Raw genomic sequence first — 15,361 nt, 5'->3', positions numbered from 1 at the left:
GTGCCCTAAAGCGGCACCGCCACGATCGTCGACGACATCGTCGGGTCCGACCAGTCGGAGTCGAAGCGGGCGTTGACGACGTAGAGGCGGTCGCCGTGGACGGCGGCCGTGGTGGGTTCGTCGAAGCGGGGGTCGGTGATGCGCCTGACGAAGGTGCCGCGGGTGCCGTCGCCGGTGAGGCGGAAGACGTCGACCGCGTAGGCCCAGTTGCGCACGACGTACAGGGTGCGGCCGTGCAGGACCAGGCCGTCGCCGTTGCTCACCGCGCCGCCGGTCAGGGCGACCTCGGTGGTCTCGCCGGTGCGCGGGTCGACCCGGTAGAGGAGGGCGGAGTTGTCGTTGACGACGAGCAGGCCTCGGCGGTCCGGGGTCAGTTCGATGCCGTTGGCGCCGAACGTCTGGCCGCCGGGCGGTGTCGGGGCCCAGGCGCCGGTCAGCGGCAGTGTGCGCACCGGGGAGGCGGAGGGGACGGTGCGGCGCACGGGCACGTGGTAGAGGACGTCGTTGAAGGAGTCCGTGAACCAGGCGCCGCCGCAGCCCACCACCACGTCGTTCACGAACGCCGTGCCGGTCGCCGCCTGCCAGGCCGCCAGCGGGCGCCCGGAGCGGCGGTCGACGACCCTGATCTGCCCGGTGTCGCCGCCGGCGATCACGAGCCTGCCGTACGGGGCGACCTTGAGGCCCACCGACATGGGGCCCTGCCCCTCGGTGATGATCCGGCCGCGTCCGGTGGCCAGGTCGGCGGCGTAGACCGAGCCGTCGAGGAGGGAGCCGGTGTAGGCGACGGCCCCGGGGCCGATCGTGATGCCCTCGGGCTGGAAGCCGGGCGGTGTGGCGATGGTGGCGGGCCAGGAAGCCGCGCTGCCGCCACCGCCGGTGGCGGCCTGGGCGGCGGAGGCCGGCGGTCCGGCCAGGGCGGCGGCGCCGCCGAGCGCCGCCGCGGTGCCGAGGAGGTGACGCCGGGTCAGGGAGCGTGCCACGGTGCGTGATCCTTCCGACGGTGGACAAGCCAGGCAGCCAGACCAGCACACCGCCCGGCGCACGGCAGCACGCCGCCCCCATCCTTCACAAAGGAATGCCGGGCCTCCCCTTCCGGCGGCCGCCCCGGAGGCGGCGCCGGCCCCTCGGTACGATGCGGACCGCCCCGTCCCACCGGCGGGGCGCCGACCGAGGGGAGGGTCCGGGATGGTGACCAAGGCGGCGGCCGTGACCGCGGCAGGGGCCGGTGCGGCCGTGGTACGGGCGCTCGGCGCCGAGGGCCGGGCCTGGCTGCCGGGCCGGTGCGCCGGGCTGGTCGGCCGGGGCGACGCCGCCCGGGAGGCCGGGGCGCTGGAGCGGCTGGACCGTACGGCCGCCGCGCTGGCAGCCGCCGAGGAGGGCGACCGGGACCGGCTGCGGGCCGTGCACGCCGTCATGTGGCAGGGCGAGTTCGCGGCCCTCCTGGACGCGGCCGGGACGGCCGACGAGCGCGACCGTCTGCTCGACGAGCTCACCGCGCTGGTGCGGGACGTCGACGCCGCCTGAACGAGCGGGAGCGCGCCGCCCGGGCTGTGAGCACAGGCATGCCGCCCGGGCTCAGGCGCTCGGCGCCGGTTCCTTCGTCGCCTCGGGCTCGGTGACGGCCGGCGGGCCGGGCGCCGGCCGGGCGCGGGGCCCCTGCAGAACGTAGGTCAGGGCGAAGCCCCCGGCGACGACCACGGCGCCGCCGGCCGCGTCGAGGACCCAGTGGTTGCCGGTCGCGACGATCGCGGTGGCGGTGAGCAGCGGGTGCAGCAGGCCGAGGGCCTTCATCCACCACCTGGGGGCCACGATCGCGATGATCAGGCCGCACCACAGTGACCAGCCGAAGTGCAGCGACGGCATCGCCGCGTACTGGTTGGTCAGGGAGGTCAGCGTGCCGTAGTCGGGGCGGGAGAAGTCCTGGACGCCGTGGACCGTGTCGATGACGTCGAGACCGGGCATCAGGCGGGGCGGGGCGAGCGGGTAGAGCCAGAAGCCCACCAGGGCGAGCAGGGTGGCGAGGCCCAGGGCGGAGCGGGCCCAGCGGTAGTCGACCGGGCGGCGCCAGTAGAGCAGGCCGAGGACGGCCAGCGGGACGATGAAGTGGAACGACGTGTAGTAGAAGTCGAAGAACTCCCGCAACCACCCGACGGTGACCACCCAGTGGTTGACCGCGAGCTCGAAGTCGAGGTGCAGGAAGCTCTCGATGTCGAGGATCTCGTGCCCGTGGGCCTCCGCGCGGGCCCGGCCGCCGGAGATCGTGCCGCCGGTCGCCGCCAGCCGGACCTGCGAGTACGCCGCGTAGCCCACCCGGATCAGCAGCAGCTCCAGCAGCAGGTTGGGGCGGGTGAGGACCCGGCGCAGGAAGGGCAACAGGGGGATGCCGGGGAAACGGGCGGGGACCGCGGGGGCGTACTCGGTGGGGACGGGCCGGTCGTAGTAGGGCGAGGTGCGCGGCAGGAAGGGAACGAAGGTGGCGGCGGCCAGCGCGGCCAGCAGGATCACGTTGTCGCGCAAGGGCGCCAGGAACGCCATGCCCGGCAGCAGCATGTCCGCCGGGAGCGTCATCACCAGCACCACGGCGGCCGGCCAGAGCAGCCGGTCCGAGGCGCGCCTGCCGACCCGGCCGACCACCGCGAGCAGCAGCCACAGCAGCTGGTGCTGCCAGCTCGTCGGGGACACGGCGATGGCGGCGCAGCCGGTGATCGCCACCGCGAGCAGCAGCTGCCCGTCCCGGGCGTAGCGCACCGCCCGGCGCAGTCCGAGGGCGACGACGGCCGCGCCCAGGGTCAGGGCCAGGGCGGTCTCCGGGGGGCCGGACAGGCCGAGGCGGAGCAGGGCGCCGTGCAGGGACTGGTTGGCGAGGGCGTCGGCGTCACCGCCGAGGCCGGCGCCCGCCAGGTGGTGCACCCAGTAGGTGTGGGAGTCGTGCGGCAGGACGGCCCAGGCGAGCAGGGTGCAGCCGAGGAAGGCGGCGCCGGTGGTGAGGGCGGCGCGGCGGCGGTCGGTGCACCAGAGCAGGGCGGCGAAGAGCAGGACGGTGGGCTGGAGCGCGGCGGCGAGCCCGATGAGCATTCCGCCGGCGTAGCGGCCGCGTACGACGAAGCAGCCGAGGAGGACCAGCAGGACGGGGATGATGCTGGTCTGACCGAGCCAGAAGGCGTTGCGGACCGGGAGCGACAGCATGAGCAGGCTGATCGCGACGGGTGCGGCGAACAGCGCGGTGCGCCGCCCGACGGGCTGGGGCAGGGCGCGGGCGGCGACCAGACCGAGCGCCGCGACCAGCAGCAGGGAGCCGAACGTCCAGCCCCAGCCGAGTCCCTGTTCGGCCGCTCGGGTGAGGGGCTTGAGGACGAGTCCGGCGAAGGGGGTACCGGTGAACCGGGTGGACGCGTAGATCGAGCCGTTGACGTGCAGGACGCCCTGGGGGCCGACCCAGGTCTCCAGGTCGGTCAGCCGCTCCCGGCTCGGCGTGGTGAGCACGACGGCGACCTGTCTGACCGCCAGCACGACCGTGATCAGCCAGAGCGCGAGGCGGGCCGCGTGCACACGCGTCGGGGGGGTGCCCGCCGCGGTCGCCCCGGCGGGTTCGGCCGATCGCCCGATGTGCTCCGCATCCACCACGCCTCGTCGGCCTCCCGCCCCGTCCGGTCCGCGCCCGGTCGCGCGGAAGTTCCCTTATGCACCCTAAGAGGCTCTCGCCCCCCGGGACAGAGACACGAGCCGTCGCCGTTTCACCTGACGACCGATCTCCTTTTGTCCGGAAGACGATAGTGCGCACGGATCCGGGGTGCCGCATCGAGGGACGGCGGAACCGGCGACTCCGTGACCCGAACGGCTGAAATCGATCCACCGCCCACGCTGAGGGGAACCCGTCCGAGGTTCCCGCCGTTGGCACGGCAGTCAGCTCTTTTCACGCGGTGAAGTGCACGAGAGGCGGAGCGCATGAGTGAGTCGCAGGTCTGGGACACCGTCGACGCCTACTTCGGCGCCACCCTGGCCCCGGACGACGAGATGACGGAGGCCGCGCTGCGCGACAGCACGGCCGCCGGGCTGCCGCCGATCAACGTGACGGCCGGGCAGGGCAAGTTCCTGCAGCTGCTGGCCGAGATCCAGGGCTCCCGCAGCATCCTGGAGATCGGCACCCTCGGCGGCTACAGCACGATCTGGCTGGCCCGCGCCCTGCCGCCCGAGGGCCGGCTGATCTCGCTGGAGTACAACCCCAGGCACGCCGAGATCGCCACCCGCAACATCGCCCGGGCGGGCCTGGACAAGCAGGTCGAGGTGCGCGTGGGGCCCGCCCTGGAGTCCCTGCCGCTCCTCGTCGACGAGAACCCGCCGCCGTTCGACCTGGTGTTCATCGACGCCGACAAGGCGAACAACGCCCACTACGTCGAGTGGGCGCTGAAACTCACCAGCGCGGGCAGCCTGATCGTCCTGGACAACGTGGTGCGCGGCGGCGAGGTCGCCGACGCGGACAGTTCCGACGACGGGGTGCGCGGCACCCGCGCCGCCCTCGAACTCATCGCCTCCCACCCGAGACTGAGCGGCACCGCGATCCAGACGGTGGGCAGCAAGGGCTACGACGGTTTCGCGCTGGCCCGCGTCCTGGCGTAGCCCCTCGGCGGCAGGCCCGCCGGGGCCTACACCTCGTGGTAGAAGCCGACGTTGACGCTGCGCGGGCCGGTGCGGTCGTGGATGACGATCTCGCCCGAGCCGCCGTAGGGCAGCGGCAGGGTGCCGCCGTACGCCAGTTGCTGCGCCTGCTCGCCCAGCAGCAGCCGGACCTCGGAGGAGGGGTCGGCCTGCGAGCCCTGCAGCCAGGTCACCTGCCAGGTGCCCGTGGGCCCGCACAGGAACTCCAGGTGAACCCGGGAGACGAACAGCCAGTCGTCGGGTGTCACGAGGCGGCACACGGACTTGTCCCGGCCCACCCGCAGCACGGCACCCGGTTCACTGGGCGCGTCGGCCATGAGCATGCCGGCCGTGGCGCCCTCTTCCGCCCCCGAGACGGACGCCATGGTGAGTTCGAGCACGTGCGCTCCTTAAGAAAATCCGCATGACTGGTGGAGCGCATGATAAATCGCCCGACGCCGCCCCGTCCGGCGCAATGGAGGCATGACCGAGCCAAAGCCGACCGGGGGTTCCGCGCACCGGGGCGGACGCGACGCCGGGTGCCGACGGGCTCCTGCCCGCCGGCACCCGGCTTGTCGTGCGACGACCCGTGGGACCCGGACGGAGGGCGCGCCGACGGCGCCCCTCGGTTCAGATGTGCAGCAGGCGGTTGGTCAGCTCCCGGTAGTCCCGCAGGGCGAGGCGCAGTTCCTCGGTCCCCGCCTCGTTCCCGGCCATCTCCTCGGCGCGGTCACCGCCGCCGTCCGTGGGCTGCCAGTGACCGCGCAGGGCGCGGCGCCGGTCGCTCATCGCGTCGGTGAACCGGGTCGTGAGTTCCTCCAGGACGTGGTCGGCCTCCTCCACGGCCTCCCGGGGCCGGTCCACGAACTCGGCGATCGCGTGCTGCAGGCGGGTCGTGAGCCGGTCGCTCTCGTCGGCCGGGAGCAGGGGGGCGTGCGGGTCCTCGATCCCGCCCTGGGCGTGCTCCGTGCCGCCCCGCGCGCCGAGCGCGTCCCGCCCCTCGGCCGTCTCGCCGCCCATCGTGGCGCGCACGTCCGGCTCGGGCGGTGCCTCTCCGGCCTCGGGGCCTCGCATGCGGGAGGTCCCCACCCCGGCCTCGGAGCCGCTCATCCCGGGAGCGGCGGACGGCGTGCCGGCGGCGCCCGCCGGGCCCTGGCCGTACGGGTCGGAACCCGCTCGCCCGGCCCCGGGCGTCTCCGCGTCCGGCACCATCGGGGCCGACCGGTGCGAGTCGCGGCCCCGCCGCTCGTCGGCTTCCCGCCCGTACGGATCCTCGGGGCCAGGTGCCGGTGTCCTGCCTGTCGTCATCCCACTCACCCCTCGTCGTCCTTCGTCGTCCGTCGTGCCTCGTCGTCCTGCGTCGTGTGCGTCCGTCGTGCCTCGTCGTCCCTGAGCGTCCGCCGCCGTCCGCCGTCGTGCGCCACCGGGGTCGTCCGACGGCATCCGCTGTTGTCATGCGCCACCGGGGTCGTCCGACGGCCTCCGCTGCCGTCGCCCGGCCGTCGGCGGTCGTCCGTCGTCGTGCTCGCCGGGCGCGTCACCCGTGCTTCGGGTGGTGCCGGTGGAACAGCCCCGGCCGGTGGCCGCTGCGGGCGGTGTCGGAGGCCGTCGCCCGGCCTGCCGGGGCCCGGTGGCGACCCGTGTCGTGGCGGTCCGGCGTCAGCAGGTCCTCGAACAGCGCGCGGGCCTCGACCAGCGCCACCCGCATGTCCTCGGTCCCGGAGCCGGACCCGTTCGCGGTGTGCGCGGCCCGGTGCACCCGCCGGTACCCGTTCACATGCTCGGCGTGGTGCACGGACAGGGCCTCGACCTGCTCCTCGTACCGCCCGCCGTCCGGGAAGCCGCGTGCCTCGGCCGCCTCCGCGAGCAGCCGGTCGGCCTCGCCGAGCGCCTCGCGCGGCGAGTCGACGAAACGCTCCTGAACGGCCGTCCAACGCGCCTCGAAGCGGTCGCGCTCGGCCGGTTCGATCGGGCGTTCCCGCAGGTCGCCGTAGCTCGCCACGAGGGAGTCGAGTTCCCGCTCGGCCGCATTGCTGTCCCCGTCGTGCCGGGCGACCGCCCGGTCGTACTCGGGTCCGAAACGCTGCTTGAGGTTCCGGCCGCCGCGCGGGCGACGCGCGCGTACGGTCATGAAGGCCACGACGGCCACGATGGCCACCGCGGCCACGATCAGAGCAATGATCACGGCTGTGGACATGGCTGCCTTCCAGTCGGGTCGGCCCCGCGGGCCGGTTCCCGGTCCGGGTTGCCCGCGCCGCCCCCTTCAAACAGCGCGTTGTGACGCGCGATATCCGGTTGCGAGCGGTGTGCGACCGGCCCCCACACTGGCCGCATGACATGGATCATCGCCCCGGAGCTCCCCGGCTCCCCGGCCGCCGCGGACCTGTGGCGCGCGTACTACACCGAGGTCAGCGACCGCTGGTACCTGCTGCACCGCGGTCACCGCACCGACCCGCGGGAACTGGAGCGGGAGATCGCCGCGCACTCGGACGAGGACCTGGCACCACCGCGCGGCCGGCTGCTGATCGGCCGTCACGGCGGCGAGCCGGCCGGCAGCGCGGGCGTACGGCTGCACCGGTCTCCGGGCGGCGCGGCGGCCGAGCTGACGCGGGTGTACGTACGGCCGGAGGCCCGGGGCACGGGCGGGGCGGCGCTGCTGGTGGCCGCCGCCGAGGAGGCCGCGCGCGAGCTGGGCGCCACCCGGATGATCCTCGACACGCGGGCCGACCTGGTGGAGGCGCGGGCCCTGTACGCGCGGCTCGGCTACGCGGAGACCGAGCCGCACAACGACGCCCCCTACGCCGAGCACTGGTTCGGCAAGGCGCTGGCCGGGTGAGCGTCAGGTGAGCGCGCGGCCGATCCTGGCCCCGGGACCGGTGTCGTGCGGCTCCTCGCGGTCGGAGCCGCTCAGCTCCTCGTTGAGGAGTTTCACCAGCCGTACCAGGTCGGTGGGCCGGTCCGGTCCCCACCAGTCGCCCAGCAACTCGGCCAGCGACTCCTCGCGGGCCTGGGCGAGCCGCTCGGCGACCTGCCGGCCCTGGTCGGTCAGGTGCAGGCCGAGGCCGTTCCGCACGGCGAGCCGGCGTTCCTCGGTCTGCCGGGCGGCCGCGATGATCACCGACAGCGGGACGGGGAGGTGTTCGGCGAGGCGGGCCGGTTCGACCGTGCCGTACTTCTTCATCCGCAGCACCAGCCAGCTCGTGGCGGGCAGCAGGTCGTAGCCGGCCCGCTCGGTGATCCGCCGGTAGATCTCGCGGCGGCCCTCGCGGCTGCCGAGGACGGACAGGGCGCGGCACACCTCGTCGTAGGAGGACCGTTCGACCGGGTTGCTGGCGTAGGTCTCGCTCAGGTCGGGCGCGGTGACCGAGGCGCGCAGCTTGTCCTCCTTGAGGAACCAGGCCAGGACGAAGCCGAGGAGGGCGACGGGCACCGCGTAGAGGAAGACGTCGGTGATCGACGCCGCGTAGGCGTGCAGGGCATCGGGGCGCAGCGAGGGCGGGAGGGCGGCGATGCCGCGCGGGTCGGCCTGGAGGGAGTCGACGGAGACGCCGGGGGGCAGCGGGACGCCGCCGAGGGCGGCGCCGAGTTCGTCGCCGAGGCGGCCGGCGAAGATCGTGCCGAAGATCGCCACGCCGAAGCTGGCCCCGATGGAGCGGAAGAAGGTGGCGCCGGAGGTGGCGACCCCGAGGTCCTCGTAGGAGACCGCGTTCTGCACGATGAGGACGAGGACCTGCATGACCAGGCCGAGGCCGAGTCCGAAGACGAAGAAGTAGGTGCTCATCACGGCGGTCGAACTGTTCTCGTCGAGCCGGTGCAGCAGGAGCAGTCCGAGGGTGGTGACGGCGGTTCCGGCGATCGGGAAGACCTTCCAGCGGCCGGTGCGGCTGACGATCTGCCCGGACAGCGTGGAGGAGAGCAGCAGGCCGAACACCATCGGCAGCATGTACACGCCGGACATGGTCGGGGAGACGCCCTGGACGACCTGGAGGAAGGTGGGCAGGTAGGTCATCGCGCCGAACATCGCGAAGCCGACGATGAAGCTGATCACGGCGGACAGGGTGAAGGTGCGCACGGCGAACAGCTTCAGCGGCAGGACGGGTTCGGCCGCCCGCCGCTCGACCGCCACGAAGGCGACGGCGAGGACGGCGCCGAGGACCGCGAGGCCGACGATCTGCGGGGAGCCCCAGGCCCAGGTGGTGCCGCCCAGGGAGGCGACCAGGACCAGGCAGGTGGCGACGGAGGCGATGAGGAAGGTCCCGAGGTAGTCGATGACGTGCCGGGCGGCGCGGGACGGGATGTGCAGGACGGCCGCGATGACGGCGAGGGCGACGACGCCGACGGGCAGGTTGACGTAGAACACCCAGCGCCAGCTGAGGTGTTCGGTGAACAGCCCGCCGAGCAGCGGGCCGAGGACGCTGGTGGCGCCGAAGACCGCGCCGAACAGCCCCTGGTAGCGACCGCGTTCCCGGGGCGGGACGAGGTCGCCGACGATGGCCATCGACAGCACCATGAGCCCGCCGCCGCCCAGGCCCTGCAGGGCGCGGAAGGCGATGAGCTGGGGCATGTTCTGGGCGGCCCCGCACAGCGCGGAGCCGACGAGGAACAGCACGATCGCGGCCTGGAAGAGCTTCTTGCGCCCGTACTGGTCGCCCAGTTTGCCCCACAGCGGGGTCGCGGCGGTCGAGGCAAGCAGGTAGGCGGTCACCACCCAGGACAGGTGCTCCATGCCGCCGAGTTCGCTGACGATGGTGGGCAGCGCGGTCGAGACGATCGTCTGGTCGAGGGCGGCGAGCAGCATGCCCAGCAGCAGGGCGCCGATGGAGACGAGGACGTTCCCGCCCACGTGCTCGTCATGCGGCTCCTGGGTGCGGGCCCGCGCTTCCACGGCCATGGCGACCTCCCTGCTCCGGCGGCTGTCCCGGCTGTCGTGACACTCCCATCGTGGTGGGTGTGTCCCGTAATGGCCTGTCGAGTCCGGTCGGAGGCGAGCATTCCGGTGGGATCTGGGGGTGTGGCGTGTGAAGCGTCTGCATAATTTCTGGAGTTCGCATGGGGGAGGGACGAACAGGTGACCGAGCCGAAGGGGCGCCCGGACGCGCGGCGGCAGGGGCGGGGGGACCCGTGCCCCCGGTGCGGCGCGGAGCGCGCCGCGGACAACACGCCGCTGTGCGGCTGCGCCGAGCGGGCTTCCGACGCCCTGCGCGACACCCGTACGGCGGAGGTGGCAGCGGCGGAGGACTTCGACCCGCTGCGCATCCGGCCGTACGTGGAGATCGGCGAGATCGTCGAGCCCGGCGGGCCGCCGGCCGGGCCGGGCGAGGAGACCATGCGGCTGCGGCAGGTGGGCCCGCCTCCCGCCGGGGGGACGGCGCCGCCGCCTCGGGGGCCGCTGCCTCCCGGCTCGCTCGCCACGGGGCCGTTCCCCACGGGGCCGTTCCCCACGGGGTCGCTGCCCACCGGGTCGCTGCCGACGCCGCTGGCGCCGTCGGCCGCGGCGCCCGACGCCATGGACCTGAGCCTGTTCGACCAGGTGCAGGCCGAACCGCCGGGTGGCGCCGTGCGGGAGCCGAGCGCCGGGCGGCGGCGGCGCTCGCTGGCGCTGGCCGCGGGCGGGGCGGCGATGACCGTAGTCGCGGCGGCCGGGTTCGCGAGCGGACTGTTCTCCTACGAGAAGCCCACACGGGACGGCGCCGCGGCCGAGGACGTACGGGCCGCCGTGCCCGAGTCGGCCGCCGGCACCTCCTCCGCGTCACCCTCCGGGGGCGCTACGGCCTCCCCGTCGGCCTCGGGGCACTCCTCGCCGTCCGCGTCACCCTCCGGGAGCGGTACGGCCTCCCCGTCGGCCTCGGCGTCGGCGGCCGGCGGCTCGCCGTCACCCTCCGACGGGGCCACGGCGTCCGGCGCCGCCGGGGCGGAGCGGGCGACCGGACCGGCCGCGCCGGTGTCGCCCACCGGGTCACCCTCGGCGACCGCCGGACCGTCCCCCTCCGACGGGGGGCCCGGCACCACCCATCAGGGCTCGGGGTCCACCACCACGGTGCTGCGGCGCGGGGACAAGGGCGGTGAGGTGGCGGAGCTCCAGGGGCGGTTGCGGCAGCTGTCGCTCTACAACAGTGACATCAACGGCAGTTACAACGAGCAGGTCGAGAACGCGGTGCGGATGTACCAGTGGTGGCGGGGCGTCAGGGGGGACGCGCCGGGCGAGTACGGGCCGTCGACGCGGGCGCGCCTCGAAGCGGAGACCAGGAAGCCGTAGGCGCCGTACGGCGCCATACGGGGTGCGGTCGCCTTCTCCGCGCGGGTCGTCCTCGGCCGCTCGCGCAGTTCCCCGCGCCCCTGAGGGCCGGACCCGCGCCGCCCTCGCACACCGGATCCGCATGACCGGACCGCGATGGTGCGGCAGGCCCGGGTCAGCCCACGTGCAGGTGGATGCCCTCGGGGCCGCGTTCCACGCGTATCTCGGTCAGGTCGCCGACCACCGCGTCGGGGCGGTGGAGCGCGGCGCGCGGGCCGACGCCGATGACGCGCATGCCGGCCGCGCGTCCCGCCGCGACGCCCGCGCCGGAGTCCTCGAAGACCACGCAGTCGGCGGGGTCGACGCCCAGTTCCGCGGCGCCCTTGAGGAAGCCCTCGGGGTGCGGCTTGCTCTCGCCCACCGACTCGGCGGTGATCCGCACGGCGGGCAGCTCCAGCCCCGCGGCCGCCATCCGGGCCGTGGACAGTGCGACGTCGGCGGAGGTCACCAGCGCGTGCGGCACGTCCAGCCGGGTGAGGGCGGCGAGGAAGGCCCCGGCACCGGGTACCGGCACCACGCCGTCCAGGTCGGCGGTCTCCTCTTCCAGCATCCGCGCGTTGTCCGCGTGGTTGGCCTCCATCGGCCGGTGCGGCAGCAGTACGGCCATCGAGGCGTACCCCTGGCGTCCGTGGACGACCTTCATCACCTCGTCGCCGTCCAGCCCGTGCCGGTCGGCCCAGCGCCGCCAGACCCGCTCCACGACGGCGTCGGAGTTCACGAGCGTGCCGTCCATGTCGAGCAGCAGGGCGCGGGCGGTGAGCGCGGCGGTGGCCGTCATGGGCAGCTCCAGAGGTCGGACGGAGACAGAGCGGTCCCCCGGGAACAGAGTGGTCCCGCCCGCCGGTCAGGGAAAACGGGCGGGAGCCACTTTGTTTCTCTACGGTACAAAACAATCGGCCCGGCACGCTACCGCGCGGGGCACCTGTTCACCGGCCGTTCAGCTCAGCCGGCCACCGCCTCCCACAGGCTCCAGCCGCCGAGGGCCATCATCAGCAGCGCCGCGATCCTGGTGATGAGCCGCAGCGGCACCCGCTTCATCAGGGCCTTCCCGCCGACGATGCCGAGCCCGGCCACGCTCCACAACGCCAGCACCGCCCCGAGTCCGACGGACAGCGGGTCGTCGTAGCGGGCGGCGAGATTGGCCGTCATGATCTGCGTCAGATCGCCGAACTCGGCGACGAGGATCAGCATGAACCCGGCCCCCGACACCTTCCAGAAGGACTGGTTCGCGGGTCGCCGGATCTCCTCCTCGTCCTCGTCGCGCTTCAGCAGGAGCATCGCGGCGCCGGCCAGGAAGAGCACACCGGTCAGCGCGTGCACGATCCGCTGCGGCAGCAGCGTCAGCACGGACCCGGCCGCGACGGCCAGCGTCACATGGAGCGCGAAGGCGGCGGCGACGCCCGCGAAGACGTACGAGGCGCGGTAGCGGGTGCCGAGGACGAGGCCGGCGAGCGCGGTCTTGTCGGGCAGTTCGGCGAGGAAGACGACGCCGAAGACGAGCGCCATGACGGTGATGCTGATCAAGATTCCTCAATCGGTCGGGGCCACCCCGCCGAGAGTGCTGGACCTTGGACGCACGACACATCGGCACGGCAGCACACAACGGCATCCGCGCCGGACGGCACGGATGTGCACTGCTTGCCGAAGGTCTCGCCGACGGGCCGCACGCGGTCCGCCTCCGGGCGCCGGCTCAGCGAGCTGAGCAGTATGTCGACGGTCCGGCGAAGAGCTACTCCCCTTCTGCTCCCCCCATCGTACGAGATCGTTCCGCCATAAACCTTGTCGTGTCATGAACGCGTCATTAACTTCTCACCGGGCGCACACCTCCCCGCAACGCCGCACGACGAGCATTCCCAGCGCTCACGCTCCAACAGCCCCACACCACAAGGGAGTTCCGCATGTCCAGGTTCTACGCGCGTCGACGACTGAGCATACTCGCGGCCCTCACCGGCCTCCTGGCCTCGCTCGCGCTGTTCGACCCCCCGACCGCCTCCGCCGCCCTGCCCACCCCGGTCAGCGCCACCACCGCCCGCGGCTACCTGGCCTCCCTCACCGTGGCCGCCGAGAACCGCACCGGCTACAGCCGGGACCTCTTCCCGCACTGGATCACCGTCTCCGGCTCCTGCAACACCCGCGAGACGGTCCTGAAGCGGGACGGCCGGAACGTGGTCACCAGCTCCACCTGCGCCGCCACCAGCGGCAGCTGGTACTCCCCCTACGACGGCGCCACCTGGTACGCCGCCTCCGACGTCGACATCGACCACCTCGTGCCGCTCGCCGAGGCCTGGGACTCCGGCGCGAGCGCCTGGACCACCTCGCGACGCCAGAGCTTCGCCAACGACCTGACCCGCCCCCAGCTCATCGCCGTGACGGACAACGTCAACCAGTCCAAGGGAGACAAGGACCCGGCCGAGTGGATGCCGTCCCGCACCGCCTACCGCTGCACCTACGTCCGCGCCTGGGTGCAGGTGAAGTACTACTACGGACTCTCCGTCGACCCGGCGGAGAAAAGCGCGCTCACCGGCTACCTGAACAACTGCTGACCCTCCCGGTACGGCAGACCCGGGGAGGGTTAAGCATTGGCTAAAACTTGAACTTGCAACAAACAGCGAGCCGTGCCTACGTTGGCGCTCGATTCGGTAATCGCCGTCCCCACCGGCCGCCCGCCCCAAGCGACCTGTTCGAACCGAAGGAGTGCCCTCCCCATGACCGAACGCCTCGACAGCGCCCAGCCCTACGCCATAGGCCTGTACCGCATCGTCGTCGGCCTGCTCTTCGCCTGCCACGGCGCGGCCTCGCTCTTCGGCATCCTCGGCGGTGCCGCCCGCTCCGGCGGCACGATCCCGGCCGGCACCTGGCCCGGCTGGTACGCCGCGGTGATCCAGCTCGTCTGCGGCGCCCTGGTGCTGCTCGGGTTCGGCACCCGCGCGGCCGCGCTCGTGGCCTCCGGCTCCATGGCGTACGCGTACTTCTCCGTGCACCAGGAGCTGGCCCTGTGGCCGCTGCAGAACGGCGGGGAGCCCTCGGCGATGTTCTGCTGGGCCTTCCTGCTGCTGGTCTTCACCGGCTCCGGCGCACTCGCCGTGGACCGCTTCCTCACCCAGCGCGCCTCGGGGGACGGCGAGCCCGCGGGGCAGCAGTCCACGGTGGCCGTCTGACCGGACCCGGCCCGTCCGGGCCGACCACGGCGCCTCCCGCCACGAGCGGGGGGCGCCTCGCCGTCCGTAGGCGGTCACGAGCGCGCGCCCGGCGGCGGACCGAGCCCTCCGGCCGCTCCCGGGCCGCAGGCGCATCGGTTCCCCCGCGCACCCGAGCGGGCCCCGAACACGGGCCTGCGTACGTATCCGGCCACTTACCGCTCGCCCGCACCGGCAGGCCGGGTGAACATCTCGTGTCGGACACACCCGCCCCCCGTGAATCCGCTGTCACACTCCGGGCGTACGCTGTATGGCTGTTATGGCCGCTACCGGCCACACGGGGGAGTCACGGGGAGTTCACGGTGTTCGAAAGTGTCGGGACGCTGACCGGCAGTCCATGGATCTACGCGCTGATCGCGCTGTCCGTGCTCCTCGACGTCTTCCTGCCGGTGCTGCCCAGCGGCGTGCTGGTGATCGCGGCGGCGACGGCCGCGGCCGCGGGGACGAAGGCCGCCGGGGCCGCCCAGGTCGTTCCCGACGACGTGCCGGACGTGGCGGCCCTGGTGCTCTGCGCCGCCACCGCCTCCGTGCTGGGCGACCTCGTCGCGTACCGGCTGGCCTGGCGGGGCGGCGAGCGGCTGGGCCGGGTCGTCGCCCGCTCCCGCCGGCTGACCACCGCGCAGGAACGTCTCGGCGATGCGCTGGCCAAGGGTGGCGGTCCGCTGGTCGTACTGGCCCGCTTCGCTCCCGCCGGACGCTCGGTCGTCTCCCTGATCGCCGGCGCCGCCCACCGCCGCGCCCGCGACTTCCTGCCCTGGTCCGCACTGGCGGGACTGTCCTGGGCGGGCTACAGCGTGGCCCTCGGCTACCTGGGCGCGCACTGGCTCGGGGCGACCTGGCTGGCCACGGGCGTCTCGGCACTGGCACTGGTCGCCGCGGGGGCCGGGGCGGCGTACCTGGTGCGGCGGCAGCCGGCGTAGCCCCCGCCCCGGCGCCCTACGACGCGCGGGAGCCCGCGCCCCGCACCTCCAGCCCCTCAAGCAGCTGCGCCGTCGCCTCCGCGACGGCGTCCACCGCGCGTTCGAACACCTCGCGGTTGTGGGCCGCCGGGGCGCGGAAGCCGGAGACCTTGCGGACGTACTGCAGGGCGGCGGCCCGGATCTCCTCCGGCGTCGCCTCCTCGGGCAGCGCGGGCGGGCGAAGGGTCTTGATGCTGCGGCACATGCCCCCAGTCTCGCCCCCTGACACGGCTGCTGACGAGGGGCCCTCCCCACTGGCATGATCACCTCCGTGG

The 15,361-nt window shown here is 73.7% G+C and carries 16 protein-coding genes; 7 read left to right on the top strand and 9 right to left on the bottom strand.

Features of this window, described 5'->3' with window-relative positions; all coding sequences use genetic code 11:
* Positions 1–5: 5 nt before the first annotated feature.
* Positions 6–980: a superoxide dismutase gene (locus ACSLTV_RS04540; protein WP_432158962.1), complete on the bottom strand. Its 975-nt coding sequence runs from the start codon at positions 978–980 to the stop codon at positions 6–8.
* Positions 981–1,185: 205 nt separating this feature from the next.
* Between ACSLTV_RS04540 and ACSLTV_RS04535 the strand changes: the two genes are divergently transcribed.
* Entirely contained in the window at positions 1,186–1,524 is a 339-nt protein-coding gene (locus tag ACSLTV_RS04535) for a hypothetical protein (protein WP_435611664.1), read from the top strand.
* Between the two features lie 51 nt (positions 1,525–1,575).
* On the opposite strand, the gene ACSLTV_RS04530 is transcribed toward ACSLTV_RS04535, so the two are convergent.
* Positions 1,576–3,624 carry a bifunctional glycosyltransferase 87/phosphatase PAP2 family protein gene (locus tag ACSLTV_RS04530; RefSeq protein ID WP_435611663.1) on the bottom strand — a complete coding sequence of 683 codons (2,049 nt, stop codon included), beginning with the start codon at positions 3,622–3,624 and terminating at the stop codon, positions 1,576–1,578.
* A gap of 321 nt (positions 3,625–3,945) precedes the next feature.
* Here ACSLTV_RS04530 and ACSLTV_RS04525 point away from each other — a divergent pair, with 321 nt between their 5' ends.
* Positions 3,946–4,617 carry an O-methyltransferase gene (locus tag ACSLTV_RS04525; protein ID WP_432137687.1) on the top strand — a complete coding sequence of 224 codons (672 nt, stop codon included), beginning with the start codon at positions 3,946–3,948 and terminating at the stop codon, positions 4,615–4,617.
* 26 nt (positions 4,618–4,643) lie between these two features.
* Here the strand turns inward: ACSLTV_RS04525 and ACSLTV_RS04520 are convergent, their stop codons facing one another.
* The 3 genes from ACSLTV_RS04520 to ACSLTV_RS04510 form a co-directional block, all read right to left on the bottom strand.
* Complete coding sequence (locus ACSLTV_RS04520) at positions 4,644–5,036, bottom strand: hypothetical protein (RefSeq protein WP_432137686.1); 393 nt, start codon at positions 5,034–5,036, stop codon at positions 4,644–4,646.
* Positions 5,037–5,265: 229 nt separating this feature from the next.
* Positions 5,266–5,943, bottom strand: coding sequence for a hypothetical protein (locus tag ACSLTV_RS04515; RefSeq protein WP_432137685.1), 678 nt, complete (start codon positions 5,941–5,943; stop codon positions 5,266–5,268).
* Between the two features lie 229 nt (positions 5,944–6,172).
* Positions 6,173–6,832 carry a hypothetical protein gene (locus ACSLTV_RS04510; RefSeq protein WP_432158964.1) on the bottom strand — a complete coding sequence of 220 codons (660 nt, stop codon included), beginning with the start codon at positions 6,830–6,832 and terminating at the stop codon, positions 6,173–6,175.
* 135 nt (positions 6,833–6,967) lie between these two features.
* On the opposite strand from ACSLTV_RS04510, the gene ACSLTV_RS04505 reads away from it, so the two are divergent.
* The gene (locus ACSLTV_RS04505) at positions 6,968–7,471 is read left to right on the top strand and encodes a GNAT family N-acetyltransferase (RefSeq protein ID WP_432137683.1); all 504 of its coding nucleotides are present in this window, start codon (positions 6,968–6,970) and stop codon (positions 7,469–7,471) included.
* 3 nt (positions 7,472–7,474) lie between these two features.
* Here ACSLTV_RS04505 and ACSLTV_RS04500 read toward each other — a convergent pair whose 3' ends face one another.
* Positions 7,475–9,526 (bottom strand): DHA2 family efflux MFS transporter permease subunit, encoded by a 2,052-nt coding sequence (locus ACSLTV_RS04500; RefSeq protein ID WP_435611662.1) that lies wholly within the window; start codon positions 9,524–9,526, stop codon positions 7,475–7,477.
* 177 nt (positions 9,527–9,703) lie between these two features.
* Between ACSLTV_RS04500 and ACSLTV_RS04495 the strand changes: the two genes are divergently transcribed.
* A complete protein-coding gene (locus ACSLTV_RS04495; RefSeq protein WP_435611661.1) occupies positions 9,704–10,891 on the top strand; it encodes a peptidoglycan-binding domain-containing protein in 1,188 nt (395 codons plus the stop codon).
* A 154-nt stretch (positions 10,892–11,045) separates the two neighbouring features.
* On the opposite strand, the gene ACSLTV_RS04490 is transcribed toward ACSLTV_RS04495, so the two are convergent.
* Both ACSLTV_RS04490 and ACSLTV_RS04485 read right to left on the bottom strand, forming a co-directional pair.
* Entirely contained in the window at positions 11,046–11,708 is a 663-nt protein-coding gene (locus ACSLTV_RS04490; protein WP_435611660.1) for an HAD-IA family hydrolase, read from the bottom strand.
* Positions 11,709–11,872: 164 nt separating this feature from the next.
* Positions 11,873–12,454: a TMEM165/GDT1 family protein gene (locus ACSLTV_RS04485; protein WP_432137679.1), complete on the bottom strand. Its 582-nt coding sequence runs from the start codon at positions 12,452–12,454 to the stop codon at positions 11,873–11,875.
* A 374-nt stretch (positions 12,455–12,828) separates the two neighbouring features.
* Between ACSLTV_RS04485 and ACSLTV_RS04480 the strand changes: the two genes are divergently transcribed.
* The 3 genes from ACSLTV_RS04480 (at position 12,829) to ACSLTV_RS04470 (ending at position 15,047) form a co-directional block, all read left to right on the top strand.
* Entirely contained in the window at positions 12,829–13,473 is a 645-nt protein-coding gene (locus ACSLTV_RS04480; protein WP_435611659.1) for an HNH endonuclease family protein, read from the top strand.
* Between the two features lie 162 nt (positions 13,474–13,635).
* Positions 13,636–14,088 carry a DoxX family protein gene (locus ACSLTV_RS04475; RefSeq protein WP_432137677.1) on the top strand — a complete coding sequence of 151 codons (453 nt, stop codon included), beginning with the start codon at positions 13,636–13,638 and terminating at the stop codon, positions 14,086–14,088.
* A gap of 341 nt (positions 14,089–14,429) precedes the next feature.
* Positions 14,430–15,047, top strand: coding sequence for a DedA family protein (locus tag ACSLTV_RS04470; RefSeq protein ID WP_432158891.1), 618 nt, complete (start codon positions 14,430–14,432; stop codon positions 15,045–15,047).
* A gap of 16 nt (positions 15,048–15,063) precedes the next feature.
* Here ACSLTV_RS04470 and ACSLTV_RS04465 read toward each other — a convergent pair whose 3' ends face one another.
* A complete protein-coding gene (locus ACSLTV_RS04465; RefSeq protein ID WP_432137675.1) occupies positions 15,064–15,291 on the bottom strand; it encodes a DUF2277 domain-containing protein in 228 nt (75 codons plus the stop codon).
* Positions 15,292–15,361 lie beyond the last annotated feature (70 nt).

The organism is Streptomyces sp. bgisy159, from assembly GCF_965341775.1.
In the GTDB taxonomy this organism is placed as follows: domain Bacteria; phylum Actinomycetota; class Actinomycetes; order Streptomycetales; family Streptomycetaceae; genus Streptomyces.
Note: the sequence above shows the minus strand (reverse complement) of the source record. Positions and strands in the feature narration are given on the sequence as shown.